15 protein-coding genes are annotated in these 15,560 nt (G+C 70.0%); 10 read left to right on the forward strand and 5 right to left on the reverse strand.

The genetic code is table 11. The annotated features are described in order from the left end of the window. Positions 1–10: 10 nt before the first annotated feature. The 9 genes from hisG to EGK76_RS08525 are packed head-to-tail and all read left to right on the forward strand — an operon-like array spanning position 11 to position 7,886. Positions 11–925 carry an ATP phosphoribosyltransferase gene (gene hisG, locus EGK76_RS08485; protein WP_096297794.1) on the forward strand — a complete coding sequence of 305 codons (915 nt, stop codon included), beginning with the start codon at positions 11–13 and terminating at the stop codon, positions 923–925. After that, entirely contained in the window at positions 922–2,262 is a 1,341-nt protein-coding gene (gene hisD / locus EGK76_RS08490; protein WP_123832322.1) for a histidinol dehydrogenase, read from the forward strand. The genes hisG and hisD overlap by 4 nt, the downstream gene beginning before the upstream one ends. Continuing rightward, a complete protein-coding gene (gene hisC / locus EGK76_RS08495) occupies positions 2,259–3,341 on the forward strand; it encodes a histidinol-phosphate transaminase (RefSeq protein WP_123832323.1) in 1,083 nt (360 codons plus the stop codon). The genes hisD and hisC overlap by 4 nt, the downstream gene beginning before the upstream one ends. After that, a complete protein-coding gene (gene hisB / locus EGK76_RS08500) occupies positions 3,338–4,423 on the forward strand; it encodes a bifunctional histidinol-phosphatase/imidazoleglycerol-phosphate dehydratase HisB (RefSeq protein ID WP_123832324.1) in 1,086 nt (361 codons plus the stop codon). The genes hisC and hisB overlap by 4 nt, the downstream gene beginning before the upstream one ends. Further along, complete coding sequence (gene hisH / locus EGK76_RS08505; protein WP_199730887.1) at positions 4,423–5,022, forward strand: imidazole glycerol phosphate synthase subunit HisH; 600 nt, start codon at positions 4,423–4,425, stop codon at positions 5,020–5,022. The genes hisB and hisH overlap by 1 nt, the downstream gene beginning before the upstream one ends. A 3-nt stretch (positions 5,023–5,025) precedes the next feature. Further along, on the forward strand, positions 5,026–5,763 hold the full coding sequence (gene hisA / locus EGK76_RS08510; RefSeq protein ID WP_123832326.1) for a 1-(5-phosphoribosyl)-5-[(5-phosphoribosylamino)methylideneamino]imidazole-4-carboxamide isomerase: 738 nt from the start codon (positions 5,026–5,028) through the stop codon (positions 5,761–5,763). Next, entirely contained in the window at positions 5,757–6,530 is a 774-nt protein-coding gene (hisF, locus tag EGK76_RS08515; protein ID WP_096297805.1) for an imidazole glycerol phosphate synthase subunit HisF, read from the forward strand. The genes hisA and hisF overlap by 7 nt, the downstream gene beginning before the upstream one ends. Then, positions 6,527–7,156: a bifunctional phosphoribosyl-AMP cyclohydrolase/phosphoribosyl-ATP diphosphatase HisIE gene (gene hisIE / locus EGK76_RS08520; protein ID WP_096297807.1), complete on the forward strand. Its 630-nt coding sequence runs from the start codon at positions 6,527–6,529 to the stop codon at positions 7,154–7,156. Before hisF ends, hisIE begins: the two co-directional genes overlap by 4 nt. A 55-nt stretch (positions 7,157–7,211) precedes the next feature. Continuing rightward, positions 7,212–7,886: a GGDEF domain-containing protein gene (locus EGK76_RS08525; RefSeq protein WP_096297809.1), complete on the forward strand. Its 675-nt coding sequence runs from the start codon at positions 7,212–7,214 to the stop codon at positions 7,884–7,886. Between the two features lie 33 nt (positions 7,887–7,919). On the opposite strand, the gene EGK76_RS08530 is transcribed toward EGK76_RS08525, so the two are convergent. The 3 genes from EGK76_RS08530 to xseA all read right to left on the reverse strand — a co-directional run bounded on the left by EGK76_RS08530 (position 7,920) and on the right by xseA (position 12,644). Next, complete coding sequence (locus EGK76_RS08530; RefSeq protein ID WP_096297810.1) at positions 7,920–9,389, reverse strand: aldehyde dehydrogenase family protein; 1,470 nt, start codon at positions 9,387–9,389, stop codon at positions 7,920–7,922. 38 nt (positions 9,390–9,427) lie between these two features. Further along, positions 9,428–11,077, reverse strand: a complete 1,650-nt coding sequence (locus EGK76_RS08535) for an acetolactate synthase large subunit (protein ID WP_096297812.1) — start codon at positions 11,075–11,077, stop codon at positions 9,428–9,430. Positions 11,078–11,273: 196 nt separating this feature from the next. Then, positions 11,274–12,644 carry an exodeoxyribonuclease VII large subunit gene (gene xseA, locus EGK76_RS08540; RefSeq protein ID WP_123832327.1) on the reverse strand — a complete coding sequence of 457 codons (1,371 nt, stop codon included), beginning with the start codon at positions 12,642–12,644 and terminating at the stop codon, positions 11,274–11,276. A 338-nt stretch (positions 12,645–12,982) separates the two neighbouring features. Between xseA and EGK76_RS08545 the strand changes: the two genes are divergently transcribed. Beyond that, positions 12,983–13,522 (forward strand): copper chaperone PCu(A)C, encoded by a 540-nt coding sequence (locus tag EGK76_RS08545; RefSeq protein ID WP_096297816.1) that lies wholly within the window; start codon positions 12,983–12,985, stop codon positions 13,520–13,522. Positions 13,523–13,708: 186 nt separating this feature from the next. On the opposite strand, the gene EGK76_RS08550 is transcribed toward EGK76_RS08545, so the two are convergent. Both EGK76_RS08550 and EGK76_RS08555 read right to left on the reverse strand, forming a co-directional pair. Next, positions 13,709–14,284, reverse strand: coding sequence for a response regulator transcription factor (locus EGK76_RS08550; RefSeq protein ID WP_096297818.1), 576 nt, complete (start codon positions 14,282–14,284; stop codon positions 13,709–13,711). Next, positions 14,281–15,519, reverse strand: a complete 1,239-nt coding sequence (locus EGK76_RS08555; RefSeq protein WP_123832328.1) for an ATP-binding protein — start codon at positions 15,517–15,519, stop codon at positions 14,281–14,283. The genes EGK76_RS08550 and EGK76_RS08555 overlap by 4 nt, the downstream gene beginning before the upstream one ends. Positions 15,520–15,560 lie beyond the last annotated feature (41 nt).

Here is a 15,560-nt window from a genome sequence, read left to right on the forward strand (position 1 = left end):
GGTCATCCCCATGAGTCCTGTGAACGGCGGCGCCACGCGCGACCGCCTGCGCATCGCCATCCAGAAGTCCGGCCGCCTGAGCGAGCCGGCGCGCGCGCTGCTGGCGTCCTGTGGCCTGTCCTGGCGCGAGAGCCGCGACAAGCTGTTCTGCTACGGCGAGACGCTGCCGGTCGATCTGTTGCTGGTCCGCGATGACGACATTCCGGGCCTGCTCGCCGATGGCGTCTGCGACTACGGCATCGTCGGTCGCAACGTGCTCGATGAAGTCGGCGCCGACCGGGCGCTGCGCGGCCTGCCGCAGGTGTCGAAGGCCGTGCGCGGCCTCGGCTTCGGCGGCTGCAGGCTCGACATCGCGATTCCCGAATCGACCGAATGGACCGGGCCAGCGCAGCTGCAGGGCAGCCGTATCGCGACCAGCTACCCGGGCCTGCTGCAGCAGTGGCTCGATGGCCAGGGCGTGCAGGCGACGATCGTCAACCTGTCGGGCTCGGTCGAGATCGCGCCGCGCCTCGGCCAGGCCGACTTCATCTGCGATCTCGTGTCCAGCGGCGCCACCCTGACTGCCAACCAGCTCAAGCCGGCGGTGACGCTGATGACCAGCGAGGCCGTGCTGGCGGGTCCGATCACGCCTTTTGCCGACGTGCGCGGCGAGCTCGCATCGTTGTTGCTGCGCCGGCTCGATGGCGTACTGCGGCTGCGCGACAGCCGGCTGGTGATGTTCCAGGCGCGCCGTGATGGCGTGGACGCGCTGCTCAAGCTGCTGCCCGATGCCGAAGCGCCGACGCTGCTGCAGGTCGACGGCAGCGACCGCGTGGCGTTGCAGGTGCTCTGCCACGGCGAGATGACCTGGCCGCGCCTCGAGGCGCTGAAGCAGGCCGGCGCTGCCGGCGTGATGGTGCTCCCGGTGGAGCGGATGCTGGCATGAGCGCCCCGACTTCCACGACTGCCATCGACACCGCGATTCCGGCGATCATCGACTGGTGCGACGCCGATGCCGACGCGCGCACCGAGTTGTTGCGCCGGCCCACGCAGGCCGTCGCCGCGCAGACGCGCAGCGCGGTGGCCGACGTGCTCGACGATGTGCGCGCCCGCGGCGATGCCGCCTTGCGCGAGCTGACCCAACGCTTCGATCGCGTCACCCTCGACGACTTCGAGGTGGGTGCCGATGAATTCGCCGCCGCCGAAGCGGCGGTGCCCGAAGCGTTGCGCGAGGCGATGGCCAACGCCGCCGCCCGCATCGAGCAGTTCCATGCGGCCGGCATGACCACCGGCTACAACGTCGACACCGCCGAGGGCGTCAACTGTGCCCGCATCGTGCGGCCGATCCGGCGCGTCGGCCTGTATGTGCCGGCCGGCACCGCCCCACTGCCTTCCACCGCGCTGATGCTCGGCGTGCCGGCGCGCCTGGCGGGTTGCCGGGAGGTGGTGCTCTGCACCCCGCCGCGTCCGGATGGCAGCGCTGATCCCGCGGTGCTCGTCGCTGCGAGGCTCACCGGTGTGCACCGCGTGTTCAAGCTCGGCGGCGCGCAGGCGATCGCGGCGATGACCTTCGGTACGGCGCGCGTGCCGGCCTGCGACAAGCTGTTCGGGCCGGGCAACAGCTTCGTCACCGAAGCCAAGCAGCAGGTCGCGCAGTCGGGCACGGTCGCCATCGACATGCCTGCCGGTCCCTCGGAGGTGCTGGTAATCGCCGACGCGGGCGCCGATGCGGCCTTCGTCGCCGCCGATCTGTTGTCGCAGGCCGAACACGGCCCGGATTCGCAGGTGCTGCTGCTGTCCGACGACGACACCCTGCTGGAGAGGGTGCGCGCCGAGCTGTCGACGCAACTGGCGACCCTGCCGCGGGCGGACATCGCCCGCCAGGCGATGGCGCGGTCGCGACTGCTTCGCGTGGAAACGCTCGAGATCGCGTTCGAGATCAGCAACCGCTATGCGCCTGAACACCTGATCCTGGCGCTGCGCACGCCGCGCAACTGGCTCGATCGCGTAGAGGTCGCCGGCTCGGTGTTCCTCGGCGACTGGACGCCCGAAGCGCTCGGTGATTACTGCAGTGGCACCAACCACGTGCTGCCGACCGGCGGCGCTGCCCGCGCCTGGAGCGGGGTCAGCGTGGCGAGCTTCCAGAATACGGTCAGCGTGCAGTCGGCGAGTGCCGCGGGCATCCGCGCGATCGGTCCGGATGCGGTGACGATGGCGCGCGCCGAAGGTCTCGACGCGCACGCGAACGCGGTCGCCTTGCGCCTCGCGAAGGCGGCGGCATGAGCGGCGTGCTCGATCTGGTCCGCGAGGACCTGCGCGATTTCGCCGGCTACGCATCGGCCCGCACCCAGCGGCTTGAAGGCGAGGTCTGGCTCAATGCCAACGAGGCGCCGCTGCCGAACCCGGGCGATGCCGACGGCCGGTGCCGGCGCTATCCCGCGCCGCAACCGCCCGAACTGCAGGCCCGCCTGGCGGAGGTCTACGGCGTCGGCACCGACCAGCTGCTGATCGGCCGCGGCAGCGACGAGGCGATCGATCTGCTGGTGCGCGCGTTGTGCGTCCCAGGCCGCGATGCGGTACTGGCGACGCCTCCGGTGTTCGGCATGTATGCCGTCAGCGCCCGCCTGCAGGGCGCCGATTTCATCGAAGTGCCGCTGGTCGATGGCGCAGACGGATTTGCGGTCGATATCGACGCGGTCCGCGCAGCGGCGCTCGCGGGCCCGGTCCGGCTCGTCTTTCTCTGCTCGCCGTCCAACCCCACGGGCGGCCTGGTGCCGCTTTCCGCGGTCGCCAGCCTCGCCGTCGCGTTGGCGGGGAGCGCGGTCGTCGTCGTCGACGAGGCTTACGTCGAGTTCGCCGACGCCGATTCCGCCGCGACCCTGCTCGGCGCGCACGAGAACCTCGTGGTGCTGCGCACGCTGTCGAAGGCGCACGCGCTTGCGGCTGCGCGCATCGGCGTCGCGATCGGCCATCCCGATCTGATCAAGGTGCTGCGCCGCTGCCAGGCGCCGTATCCGGTACCGACGCCGTGCGCCGATCTGGCGCTGGCCGGCCTGTCGCCAGCGGCGCTGGGCGTGACCCGGGCGCGGACCGCCGAAACGATCGCCGAGCGCGAGGCGCTGGCCGCAGCGCTGGCGACCACGCCGGGCGTGCGCCGGGTGTATCCATCGGCCGGCAACTATCTGCTGGTGCGCTTCGTCGATGCCGATCGCGCGTTCGCCGCGCTGCTCTCGGCCGGCATCGTCGTGCGCGACCAGCGCGCGGCGCCGCAACTGGGCGACGCGCTGCGCATCAGTCTCGGCACGCCGGTGCAGAACGCGCGCGTGCTCTCGGCCCTGCAAGCTCTGGAGATCGCGGCATGAGTGCGCGCGGCAAGAAGATCCTGTTCGTCGATCGCGATGGCACCCTGATCGAGGAGCCGGCGGATTTCCAGATCGACGCGTACGAGAAGCTGCGCTTCGTGCCCGGCGTCATTCCGGCGATGCTGCGCCTGCGCGATGCCGGCTACGAGTTCGTCATCGTCACCAACCAGGACGGCCTCGGCACCGACAGCTACCCGCAGGCAAGCTTCGACGGCCCGAACGACCTGATGCTCGGCATCTTCGAAAGCCAGGGCATCGTGTTCCGCGAGGTGCTGGTCGACCGCAGCTGGCCGGCCGACAACGCGCCGACGCGCAAGCCTGCCCTGGGTCTGGTGATGCATTACCTGCGCGACCGCGGCATCGACCTCGACAACTCGGCCATGGTCGGCGACCGTGATACCGATATCCAGTTCGCCGACAACCTCGGCATCCGCGGCTTCAAGCTGCGCACCGCGCAGTTCGGCGGCGAGTGGGATTGGGCGGGTATCGCGCATGAACTGTGCGACGCGCCGCGCCGCGCGACCGTCGTCCGCAATACGAAGGAGACCCGCATCCGGGTCGAGCTCGATCTCGACGCCGCGGCGGACGCGCGCGTATCGACCGGCCTGCCGTTCTTCGACCACATGCTCGACCAGATCGGCAAGCACGCCGGCATCTCGCTGGTCGTACAGGCCGAGGGCGACCTGCATATCGACGAACACCACACGATCGAGGACACCGGCATCGCGCTCGGCCAGGCGCTGCGCGAGGCGCTCGGCGACAAGCGCGGTATCGGGCGTTACGGCTTCACCCTGCCGATGGACGAAACGCTGGCGAGCGCGGCGCTCGATTTCGGCGGGCGGCCGTACCTCGTGTTCGACGGCAGCTTCGTGCGCGAGCGGGTAGGGGACATGCCGACCGAGCTGGTCGAGCATTTCTTCCGCTCGGTCTGCGACTCGGCTGCGCTGAACCTCAACCTGAAGGTCGAAGGCGACAACGACCACCACAAGGTGGAAGCCTGCTTCAAGGTCTTCGCCCGCGCGCTGGGACAGGCCGTGCGGCGCAGCGGCGACGCCTTGCCCAGTACCAAGGGGACACTGTGATGCGCGTCGTCATCGTCGATGCCGGCGGCGCCAATACCGGCTCGGTTCGCTACGCGTTCGAGCGCCTGGACATCGACGCGGCCCTGGTCACCGATGCGGCCAGCATCCGCGCCGCCGATCGGGTGATCCTGCCCGGGGTGGGCACCGCGGCGCAGGTCATGGCGCGGCTTGCGCAGCTGGATCTCGTCGAGGTGTTGCGTACGCTCGAGCGGCCCTTGCTCGGCATCTGCGTCGGCATGCAGCTGTTGTTCGATGCTTCCGAAGAGGGTGAGGTGGCCGGTCTCGGCGTGCTCCCTGGACGGGTGTCGCGACTCGCTGGCGGCCCCGGCTTGCGGGTACCGCACATGGGCTGGAGCACGCTGCGCGCGCTACGCGCAGATCCCCTCATCGAAGGTATCGATGGCGAACAGGCGTATTTCGTCCACAGCTATGCCGCGCCGGTGACCGACGACTGCGTCATGGCCGGCGACCACGGCCAGGCCTTTGCCGCCGTCGTGCGACGCGGCCATATCGCCGGCACCCAGTTCCATCCCGAGCGCTCGGCCGGCATCGGCGCGCGCGTGCTGCGCAACTTCCTTTCTCCTGCGTTCGAGGCCTGAGGCATGTCGTCGTTCACCGTCTATCCCGCGATCGACATCCGCGACGGTCGTGTCGTGCGTCTGGCGCAGGGCGACTACGCGCAGGAAACCCGCTACGGCGACGATCCGCTGGCGCAGATCGAGGCCTATGCCGCAGCCGGTGCGCAGTGGCTGCACCTGGTCGATCTCGATGCCGCGCGCGAAGGCGGTTACACGCTGGCACCCCTGCTCGCGCGCATCGCCAGCATCACCGGCCTGCGCGTGCAGACCGGCGGCGGCGTGCGGTGCGAGGACGACGTGCGGCGCATCCTCGATGCCGGCGCCGAGCGCGTCGTCGTCGGCTCGCTGGCGGTGCGCGAGCCGGCGCAGGTCATCCGGTGGATCGAGGCCTTCGGCGCCGGGCGCATCACCGTCGCACTCGACACCCGCCAGGGCCTCGACGGCGTCTGGCGCCTGCCGGTGCATGGCTGGACCGAGACCGCCGACGCCACGCTCGACGTGCTCGCCGTGCGTTACGCGCAGGGTGGCCTGCGGCACCTGCTCAGCACCGACATCGCCCGCGACGGCATGCTGTCGGGTCCCAATCTCGATCTCTACGCCCACCTGAAGGCGCTGGCGCCCACGCTCGATGTGCAGGCCTCGGGCGGCGTGCGCGAGCTCGCCGACGTGCGCGCGGCAAGGGCCGGTGGCTGCGGCGGCATCGTGCTCGGCCGCGCCCTGCTGGAAGGCCGGCTGGACCTGGCCGAGGCACTGGCATGCTGAGCCGGCGCATCATTCCCTGCCTCGACGTGCGCGAGGGTCGCGTGGTCAAGGGCGTGCGGTTTCGCGACCACGTCGACATGGGCGATATCGTTGATCTCGCACTGCGCTACCGAGACGAAGGCGCCGACGAACTGGTGTTCTACGACATCTCGGCCAGTCCGCAGGGCCGCTCCGTCGACCGCGGCTGGGTGGGGCGCGTGTCGCGCCTGATCGACATTCCGTTCTGCGTGGCCGGCGGCATCCGCGATGTCGACACCGCGCGCGCGGTACTGCATGCGGGCGCCGACAAGATTTCGGTCAACACGCCGGCGCTGGAACGTCCTGCACTGATCTCCGAACTTGCTGATGCGTTCGGCGTGCAATGCGTGGTCGTGGGCATCGATTCGATCCGCGAAGCCGACGGGCAATGGCGCGTGCGCAGCCATACCGGCGATCCGGACCGCACGCGCGAGCTGCCCATCCGTACGCTGGACTGGATCGCCGAGGCGGTGCGGCTGGGTGCCGGTGAGATCGTGCTGAACTGCATGGACAACGACGGCGTACGCAGCGGTTACGACATCGCCCAGCTGCAGGCGGCACGCGCGGTCTGCCCGGTGCCGTTGATCGCATCCGGCGGGGCGGGCGAGGCCGGACACTTCGCCGCCGCTTTCCTGGAGGCCGACGTCGACGGCGCGCTTGCGGCGAGCGTGTTCCACAGCGGCCGCATCCACATCCCTGCGCTCAAGCGCGAACTGGCCGACCAGGCCATCGACGTCAGGCTCCAATGAAAGATCCGCAGAACAACACGACGGCCATCGCCCCCACCATCGACGCGCTTGACTGGTCCAAGGGCGACGGCCTGCTGCCGGTGATCGTGCAGGACGCTGCCACGCTGCGCGTGCTGATGCTCGGTTACATGGATCGCGCGGCCTATGCCGCCACCCTTCAGCAGGGGCTGGTCACGTTCTACAGCCGCAGCAAAGGGCGGCTGTGGACCAAGGGCGAGCAGTCCGGCCACGTGCTTGAAGTCGTCTCGCTGGAGACCGATTGCGACGCCGACACCCTGCTGGTGCTGGCGACGCCGCGCGGCCCCACCTGTCATCTGCAACGCGCAAGCTGCTTTCCGACCGCGCCTGCCGGCGTGCTCGCCGAACTCGACGCGCTGATCGAGACCCGCGAACGCGAGCGTCCCGAAGGCAGCTACACCACGCGCCTGTTCGACGGCGGCATACGCCGCATCGCGCAGAAGGTGGGCGAAGAAGGCGTCGAGACCGCGCTCGCCGGCGTGGTACAGGACGACGAGGCACTGCTCGGCGAAAGCGCCGACCTGCTGTATCACCTGATCGTGCTGCTGCGCGCACGCGGTCTGTCGCTGGCGGACGTGGAGGCGGTGCTCCGTGCGCGTGGCGGATGACTTGCAGGTCGGGGCCCGAGAGTCGTGGAGCCCGACGTCCCAGCCGAGGACTGGCATGGCCTCGGTGGGTTACTGGGCCCACAAGACCAAGCGTCTGCAGGTGCACCCCAAGCGGATGACCGAGATCGATGCGCTGACGGGCATATGCAACCGGCAGCACTTCTCCAAGCGCGCGAATGCGGCGCTCGTGCAGTGCCAGCGCGCCGGCGAGACTGCAGCGCTGCTCATGTTCGACCTCGACCACTTCAAGCAGGTGAACGACTGGTCGGGGCACGCCGCCGGCGACTGGGCCCTCCAGCAGGTGGCGGAAGCGGTGCGGCCGATGTGCCGCAGCGTCGACGCATTCGGCCGTCTCGGCGGAGAGGAGTTCGCGCTGTTCCTGCCGGGGTTCGACGCCGCCGCGGCGGTCCGTGTCGCCAACGACGTGCAGGCACGTTTCATGGCGATCAATGGCGCTTCGAAAGGCTATGCCTTTCGGATCACCGCAAGCTTCGGCGTGGCCGAGCTCGGACCCGGCGGCGACGATCTGCCCACGCTGATGCGTCACGCCGACCAGGCCATGTATGCGGCCAAGCGGGGCGGGCGACGGCAGGTACGGGTATTCGATCCCGCGATGGCGGCCGAAGACGGTCTCGCGGACCCGCGCGACCGAGCACGTGGCGTAGCCAGGGAGCACGCGCCGGCGCAGGCCGCCGTGCTGGCCGAAGCCACGAGGCGCGCGACCGCCTGACGCCGTCGGCCGTGAGCGGGCCGAAACGCCTGCTCAGGCAGGGTCGCGGATCACCAGCAGGCGTTCCTCGGTCATGTCGCGGATCGCGTACTTGACGCCCTCGCGGCCGATACCCGAGTCCTTGATGCCCCCATAGGGCATGTTGTCGACGCGGAAGCTCGGCACGTCGCCGACCACCACGCCACCGGCCTCGATCCGGTCCCAGGCGCGCATCGCGTTGGCGAGGTTGGCGGTGAACACGCCGGCCTGCAGGCCGAAATCGCTGTCGTTCACCCGGGCGATGGCCTCGTCGAAGCTGTCGACCGGTTCGAGGATCGCAACCGGGCCGAAGACTTCCTTGCGCTGCAGGTCGGCATCGCGTGGCACCTGTTCGAGCAGCGTCGCCGGGATGATGTTGCCCTCGCGCTTGCCGCCTGCGATCACCTTGGCGCCGCCCTTGCGCGCGGCTGCGATCCAGGATTCGATGCGGTCTGCCGCGTCGCTGTCGATAACCGGGCCGACGAACGTGCGTTCGTCGCGCGGGTCACCGCTGCGCAGCCCGCCGATCGCCTTCTTGAGCTTGCGCCGCAGCGCGTCGTAGACAGTGCGATGCGCGTAGATGCGCTGCACGCCGATACAGCTCTGGCCCGACTGGTAGTAGGCCCCGAACACCAGGCGCTCGACCACCTTGTCCAGCGGCAGGCCGGGGTCCTCGTCGACGATGCACGCCGCGTTGCCGCCCAGTTCCAGCACGACCTTCTTCTTGCCGGCGCGCGCCTTGAGATCCCAGCCGATCAGCCCGCCGGTGAAGCTCAGCAGTGCGATGCGCTCGTCCTCGGTCAGCGCGGCAGCGTCCTCGTTGCTGCACGGAATCACCGAAAACGCGCCCTTGGGGAGGTCGGTTTCGGCCAGGATCTCGCCGATGATCAGCGCCCCGACGGGCGTCTTGGCGGCGGGTTTCAGCACGAAGGGGCAGCCGGCCGCGATCGCCGGCGCGACCTTGTGTGCGACCAGATTCAAGGGGAAGTTGAAGGGCGTGATGAAGCTGCAGGCACCCACCGGAACGCGCTTGACCATGCCGCGATAGCCGCGGGTGCGTTCGGAGATCTGCAACTCGACATACTCGCCCTCGGTGCGGGTGGCTTCGCCCGCCGCGATGCGGAAGGTGTCGATCAGTCGCGTGACCTCTCCGCGCGCGTCCTTGATCGGCTTGCCGGCCTCGATGCACAGCGCGAGCGCGAGTTCTTCGAAGCGCTCCTGGAAACGGCGCACGCAATGCTCGAGCACGTCGCGGCGCTTGTCGGGCGGAAAGTCCGCCATCGCGCCACGGGCCTTGTGCGCGGCGACGATCGCCTTGCGGATTGCGGTGGCATCACCCATCGCCACGCGCGTGGCGACCTTGCCGCTGTACTTGTCGCGCACCTCCAGATCGGTGTTCGCGGCGACCGCGGCATTGGCGAGGTAGTAGGGATAGCTGGGGGCGAGCCCGGTGGGCGTGCGAGCGGCGGTCTTCTTCGTAGCCATGGGGCGCTCCGGAATCGAGGGGTAGGGATGCGCGCGGATCAGATGATCGCAGCGCTGCGTTTGGGAATTTCGGTATTGAGCAAGGCGTCGTCATCGCCGTAGTCGATGGCGAGGTCGATCAGGTCCACGCCGGGGGTGTCCAGCGCGATGCGCAGGATCCCGGCAAACGACGCGGCGCTGTCGGGACGGTGGCCACGCGCGCCGTAGCTCTCGGCATAACGCACGAAGTCGGGATTGTCGTAGTCCATGCCGTAGACCGGGTAGTCCTCGTGCTGCTGCTTCCACTTGATCATGCCGTAGGCATCGTCGCGCAGCACGATCACCACGAGGTCGAGCTTGAGGCGCACCGCGGTTTCCAGTTCCTGCGAATTCATCATGAAACCGCCGTCCCCGCAGACCGCGACGACCTTGCGATCCCGATGCACGAGCTTCGACGCGATCGCCGATGGCAGGCCGGCGCCCATCGTGGCCAGTGCGTTGTCGAGCAGCAGCGTGTTCGGCTCGCGGCAGCGGTCGTTTCGGGCGAACCACAGCTTGTAGAGGCCGTTGTCGAGGCAGACGATGTCACGGGGATCGAGCGCGTCGCGCAGCGTCTTGACCAGGTGCGGGCCGTGCACGGGAAAGCGGTCGTCGCCGGCGAGCCGCGCGATGTCCTCGCACAGCGCATCGCGCACCCGGTCGAAGAACGCGAAGTCCCAATGCGGCTGGGGCGCATCGAGGGCTTCGGCGAGTTGCCAGACCGTGTTGGCGATGTCGCCGACCACTTCGATCTGCGGGAAATACACCTGGTCGACGACCGCGCTGGCGTAATTGACGTGGATGACCGTGCGCTCGCCGCGATGCATGAAAAACGGCGGCTTCTCGATCACATCGTGGCCGATGTTGACGATGCAGTCCGCCGCATCGATCGCGCGGTGCACGAAATCGTGGTCCGACAGGGCTGCGGTGCCAAGCCACAGCGGATGGGTCTCGTCGAGCACACCCTTGCCCATCTGCGTACTGAAGAAGGGGATGCCGAGCCGGTCGACAAAGGCGCGCAGCATCTTCGCCGTGGTCTTGCGATTGGCACCCGCGCCGATCATCAGCAACGGATGCCGCGCGCTGCGGATCGCCTCGGCGGCCACCGCGACGGCCTTGTCCTCGGCCAGCGGCCGTCTCGTGAACGGCGCGGGGAGCAGGCGGGCGTCGGTCTCGTCGCCGGCGACGTCCTGCGGCAGTTCGATGTGGACCGCACCCGGGCGCTCCTCCTCGGCGCGCCGGAACGCATCGCGCACGCGCGCGGGAATGGCGTCCGCGGAGACCAGTTGCTGGGTCGATTTGGTCAGCGGACGCATCATGTCGACAATGTCGACGATCTGGAAATGGCCCTGTTTGCTGGTGCGGATGGGCTTCTGCCCGGTGATCATCAGCATCGGCATCGCGCCTAGCTGCGCGTAGGCGGCGGCGGTGACGAGATTGGTCGCGCCGGGGCCGAGGGTCGACAGACATACGCCGGCATTGCCGGTCAGGCGGCCATGGGTCGCGGCCATGAAGCCTGCGGCCTGCTCATGCCGGGTGAGCACCAGCTCGATGGCCGAGGCGCGCAGGGATTCGAGCAGGTCGAGGTTTTCCTCGCCGGGAATACCGAAGACGTGGGTGACGCCTTCGGCTTCGAGGGCCTGTACGAACAGGTCGGATGCCTTGGTCATCGTGCGACGCTCCCTCGTGACGTGACGGCGCAGCATCTCATCGATGGCGTCAGAGGAGAGTCGGGCAGCTGGAACGCTGCATCCGCCGGCCGCGTGTCGGGGAGCGGTGCCTGCGTCCCGTCGGAAACCCGCCCACGGCAGGCATTCTCGTGGCGGCGCACAGCGGCAGGCCGTCGCCCCGCACCCTGCGTCTACGTTACGTGCCCGGTGTCGACCGGGTGCCGGACTCCGCAGTCGCTGCTTCGACGCGTGCGTCGATGCTGCCGTCGCCGAGGCGGATCCGGAGCGCATCGCCCGGGCCGACTTCGTCGACGCGCCGCACGATGCGGCCGTCGTCGCGCTGCACGATGCTGTAGCCACGCGCGATCGTCGCCAGCGGGCTTACCGCTTCAAGTGAACGGGCCAGACCGCGCAGATGCAGTGCATCGCGCTGCAGCCGTCGCGCCAGCGCGGGGCGCAGACGCGGGGCCAGCGCGGCCAGGCGTTCGCGCAACTGCAGCAGGCGGCGCTGCGGGGAATGCGCGCGCAGCACCGCACCGGCATGGCGCAGAGCGGCCTCCCGTCGCTGCAGCTGCCGGCGCATACCCTGCTGCAGGTTGCGCATCGCCTCGTCCTGGCGTCGGCGCAGCGCATCCAGTCGCGCCTGCGGGCGCTGGGCCTGCAGGCGCAAGGCCGCGCGATCGAGGCGCTGGAAGCGCGCCTGCATCGCGCGCATCTGCGCATCCTCGACATGACGCTGCAGGCGACGCACGCGCGTGAGCAGCTCGGTCCGGTCGGGCACCAGCAGTTCCGCGGCCACCGACGGGGTCGGCGCGCGCAGGTCCGCGGCGAAATCGGTCAGGCCGAAATCGGTCTCGTGGCCGATCGCCGAGACGATCGGGACCGGGCACGCGGCCACCGCGCGCGCAAGCGCTTCGTCGTTGAACGCCCACAGGTCCTCGAGCGAACCGCCGCCGCGCGCCAGCAGCAGCACGTCGTAGCGGCCGCTGGCACCGGCGCGCTCGAGCATCGCGACGATCTTCGGCGGCGCGTCAGCGCCCTGCACCGGGACCGGCAGAACCTCGACTTCGACCAGCGGCAGGCGCCGCGCCAGCACGCTCAGCACGTCGCGCACCGCCGCGCCGGTCGGGGAGGTGATCACGCCGATGCGTCGCGGGAACGCCGGCAGCGGGCGCTTGCGGTCCGCGTCGAACAGGCCTTCGGCCTGCAGGCGCGCTTTGAGCGCATCGAAGGCGCGGCGCAATGCGCCTTCACCGGCTTCTTCCAGTGAATCGAGGATCAGCTGGTAGTCGCCGCGCGCCTCGTACAGCGTGACCCGGCCACGCGCTCGCACCAGCATGCCGTCGCGCGGCGCGAAACGCAGCCACTGGCTCTTGGGCTTGAACAGCGCGCAGCGCACCTGCGCGCGTGCGTCCTTGAGGGTGAAATACATGTGTCCCGATGCCGGGCGCGAGACGTTGCACAGCTCGCCTTCGACGACGACGTTCGGGAAGGTGTCCTCCAGCAGCCCCCGGGCCAGGGTGTTGAGCTGGGTCGGGGTGAGCACATCGGGTCGGGCATCGAGCATCGGCACAGGATACCCGGGGCGGGTGGACCCCAGCTGCGGCAGCGTGTCGCATTGCCGGCCCGGCGCTGCGCATCCACGCTTGACGGCATGCCCCCCGGAGCCCGCATATCGCATCCCGCTGGTTGCTTCCGCCGTGCCTGCCGGGCCCGGGCGGCCTGGGACGGCCGGCATGCCGGTACGCCGGGTCGGCGTGGCATCCACGGCGGGCATGCGCTGTCCACGGACAGGGCCGCCCGCGGCGGGCCACATCGATCGGGTGCGGCCTGCGCGCGTGGGCGCACGCGGCGATAATCGATCCCCCATGCCGACTCCCGAGCGGCGCCCCAAGGAGTATTCCGATGTCACGAACGACCGTTCTCGCTGCGGGCCTGGCCACGCTTGTCCTCACCGCCTGCCAGCCCGGCGCCGAACAGGGCGGCGACCAGCGGCCGCCCCATGCGACCAGCGATGGCGACGCCGCTGCGGCGGTGGCCGAAGGGGTGCATGTCAGCGACGCGTGGATCCGCGAAACCCCGCCCACGGCGGCGGTCGCGGGCGGTTACGTCACGCTCAAGGCAACCTCGTCGGACCGCCTGGTCTCGGTGGATACCGAGGCAGCGGAGTCGGTGGAGATCCACGAGATGCGCCATGACGGCGGCATGATGCGCATGCGCGAACTGCCCGACGGCGTGGAACTTCCGCCCGGTGCGGAGATCGTGCTGCGTCCCGGCGGCAACCACCTGATGTTCATCAATCCGGTCGAGCCGATGCGCGCCGGCCAGACTGTCGAGGCAACGCTGCACTTCGCGCATGCGCCGACCCAGACCGTGGTCTTCGAGGTGCGCCCGCTGGCCGCCGAGACGGCTGCGCCGGACACGCAAACCCCGCCCGCGCAGTAACCCTGCCGCCCGGCCGGAGAAGCGCCGGCCGCGGCCTGCGCCGCACCGGCCGGTTCCCTGCGTCGCGTCGGGGCCGGGGCACGCCCGCGGTGGCGCAGGTTCCGCGCGATGCGTGCCTGGCAGCGGCCGCGCGGTGCACGCATGCCGCCGCCCTGCCGCCAGTGGTCGCTCCGTCCCCGCCCGTGCTCAGCCGTCGCCGGGTGGCCGTCGCTCCGGCCCCGGCCGCTTGGCGAGCTTGCGTTGCAGCGAGCGCCGGTGCATGCCGAGCAACCGCGCGGTCGCCGAGATATTGCCGCCGGTTTCGGTCAGCGCCTGCTGGATGTGCTCCCACTCCAGCCGGTGCAGCGGGATCATCGTGGGACTTTCCAGCGTGTCCTCCTCCTCGCGCTCGGGCCCCGGCGCGCCGGGCGCGGGTTCCGTGTCGAGCAGGATGCGCTGCAGCGTGTCGGCCGACACCGGCTTGGGCAGATAGTCGTCGGCGCCGCGCTTGATCGCTTCCACCGCGGTCGCGATGCTCGCGTAGCCGGTGACCAGCAGAATGCGCATGTCGGCGCGGATCGCCCGCAGCGGCTCGATCAGCGACAGTCCCGAGGCTTCGCCGAGCTTGAGATCGACCAGGGCGAAGTCCGGCGTCGTGCGCGCGGCGATGTCCAGCGCGGTGGCCATGTCGGCCGCGATCTCGCAGTCGATGCCGCGTCGGGTCAATGCGCGCCGCAACGCTTCCAGGTACAGGGTGTCATCGTCGACCAGCAGGCCCTTCATCGAATCGTCTCCGTCGGAGTGCGGTCGCCTGCCTCGACGGGGATGCGGAAGTGCACCCGGGTGCCGCCGCCTTCGGCTTCCTCCATGTCCAGTTCGCCGTCGAGCTGCTCGATCACCGCGTGCGACAGCGCCAGGCCCACGCCCAGGCCGTCGGGCTTGCCGCTGCGGAAGAGCACCGGCAGGAACGGCGCCTGGGCATCGAAACCGGTGCCGTAGTCGCGGATCGCGCCGTCGAGCATGCCGGTCTCGATCTGCAGATGCAGGTCCACGCGGTTGCTGCCATTGCCTTCGCTGGCATCGGCGGCGTTGTTGAGCAGGGCCAGCAGCAGGTGGCCGATGGTGCGGTCGACGCGCTGGTGCACATCGACGTTGCCGCTGCGGCTCAGCGCGATGGCCGGGCGGACCAGCTGCCAGTGTTCGAGCACGCGGCCGATGTCGACCCGGGTGCTGGCGGAGGGATCGGCCGGATCGGCGAGCGAGCGTACCCGGTCGCGGCAGGTGTCGACGAGGCGCCGCAGCGTCGCCACGTCCGCCGCGCCGTCGCCGGCCATGTGGCTGGTGTCGAGATCGTCGAGCAGAAGGGTCATCGTCGCGAGCGGAGTATTGAGTTCGTGGGCGACCGAGGCAGCGTGGGTCGCCAAGGCCAGGATGCCTTCGTTGCGGACGAAGCGGTCACGCAGGGCGGCGAGTTCGCGCTCGCGGCGGTCGCGCGCGGCGGCCAGTCGGATCATGAAATACGACACCAGGCCCACCGACAGGAAGAAGTTCACCGCCATCCCGGCCAGATGCAGGTTGTAGTGGTCGTGCAGGTGCGGCAGGGGCTGTCCGAAACTGATCGCGAGCATGTAGCCGCTGACGCAGGCCAGCGCAGCGGCGATCGCCCAGGCCCGGGGCAGGGCCATCGCGGTCAGCGCGATCGGCAGCAGGAACAGCGAGGCGAAAGGATTGGCGATGCCGCCGGTCCAGGCCACCAGCCAGGCCAGCACCGCAGTGTCGACCAGCACGTGGGCGAAGGCCTCGGCCGGCGTGGCGTCGCGGCTCTGGGTCAGACGCACGTGGACCAGCACGTTGAACGCGGCCAGCAGCAGGACCGGGCCCCATAGCGGCCAGCGCGGCAGGTCCATCTCGAAGCCGTGGGTGACCCACAGGATGGTCAGCGACTGCCCGCCCACCGCGAACCAGCGCAGGCTGTACAGGGTGCGGAGCAGGGCGGTGGCGGGCGGCTGGGGCTGCATCGCCCGCCATCCTAGTCCAGCGCGGCGCGGCCCGCTGCGGC

The organism is Luteimonas sp. 100069 (assembly GCF_003813845.1).
Lineage (GTDB): Bacteria > Pseudomonadota > Gammaproteobacteria > Xanthomonadales > Xanthomonadaceae > Luteimonas > Luteimonas chenhongjianii.

Bases quoted from the DNA above. Each gene is read 5' to 3' on its own strand.
- hisC (WP_123832323.1), top strand. From the start codon at position 2,259: ATGAGCGGCGTGCTCGATCTGGTCCGCGAGGACCTGCGCGATTTCGCC.
- EGK76_RS08555 (WP_123832328.1), bottom strand. From the start codon at position 15,519: ATGCAGCCCCAGCCGCCCGCCACCGCCCTGCTCCGCACCCTGTACAGC.
- hisB (WP_123832324.1), top strand. From the start codon at position 3,338: ATGAGTGCGCGCGGCAAGAAGATCCTGTTCGTCGATCGCGATGGCACC.
- EGK76_RS08545 (WP_096297816.1), top strand. From the start codon at position 12,983: ATGTCACGAACGACCGTTCTCGCTGCGGGCCTGGCCACGCTTGTCCTC.
- EGK76_RS08550 (WP_096297818.1), bottom strand. From the start codon at position 14,284: ATGAAGGGCCTGCTGGTCGACGATGACACCCTGTACCTGGAAGCGTTG.
- hisF (WP_096297805.1), top strand. From the start codon at position 5,757: ATGCTGAGCCGGCGCATCATTCCCTGCCTCGACGTGCGCGAGGGTCGC.
- EGK76_RS08530 (WP_096297810.1), bottom strand. From the start codon at position 9,389: ATGGCTACGAAGAAGACCGCCGCTCGCACGCCCACCGGGCTCGCCCCC.
- EGK76_RS08535 (WP_096297812.1), bottom strand. From the start codon at position 11,077: ATGACCAAGGCATCCGACCTGTTCGTACAGGCCCTCGAAGCCGAAGGC.
- hisA (WP_123832326.1), top strand. From the start codon at position 5,026: ATGTCGTCGTTCACCGTCTATCCCGCGATCGACATCCGCGACGGTCGT.
- hisIE (WP_096297807.1), top strand. From the start codon at position 6,527: ATGAAAGATCCGCAGAACAACACGACGGCCATCGCCCCCACCATCGAC.
- hisG (WP_096297794.1), top strand. From the start codon at position 11: ATGAGTCCTGTGAACGGCGGCGCCACGCGCGACCGCCTGCGCATCGCC.
- xseA (WP_123832327.1), bottom strand. From the start codon at position 12,644: ATGCTCGATGCCCGACCCGATGTGCTCACCCCGACCCAGCTCAACACC.
- EGK76_RS08525 (WP_096297809.1), top strand. From the start codon at position 7,212: ATGGCCTCGGTGGGTTACTGGGCCCACAAGACCAAGCGTCTGCAGGTG.
- hisH (WP_199730887.1), top strand. From the start codon at position 4,423: ATGCGCGTCGTCATCGTCGATGCCGGCGGCGCCAATACCGGCTCGGTT.
- hisD (WP_123832322.1), top strand. From the start codon at position 922: ATGAGCGCCCCGACTTCCACGACTGCCATCGACACCGCGATTCCGGCG.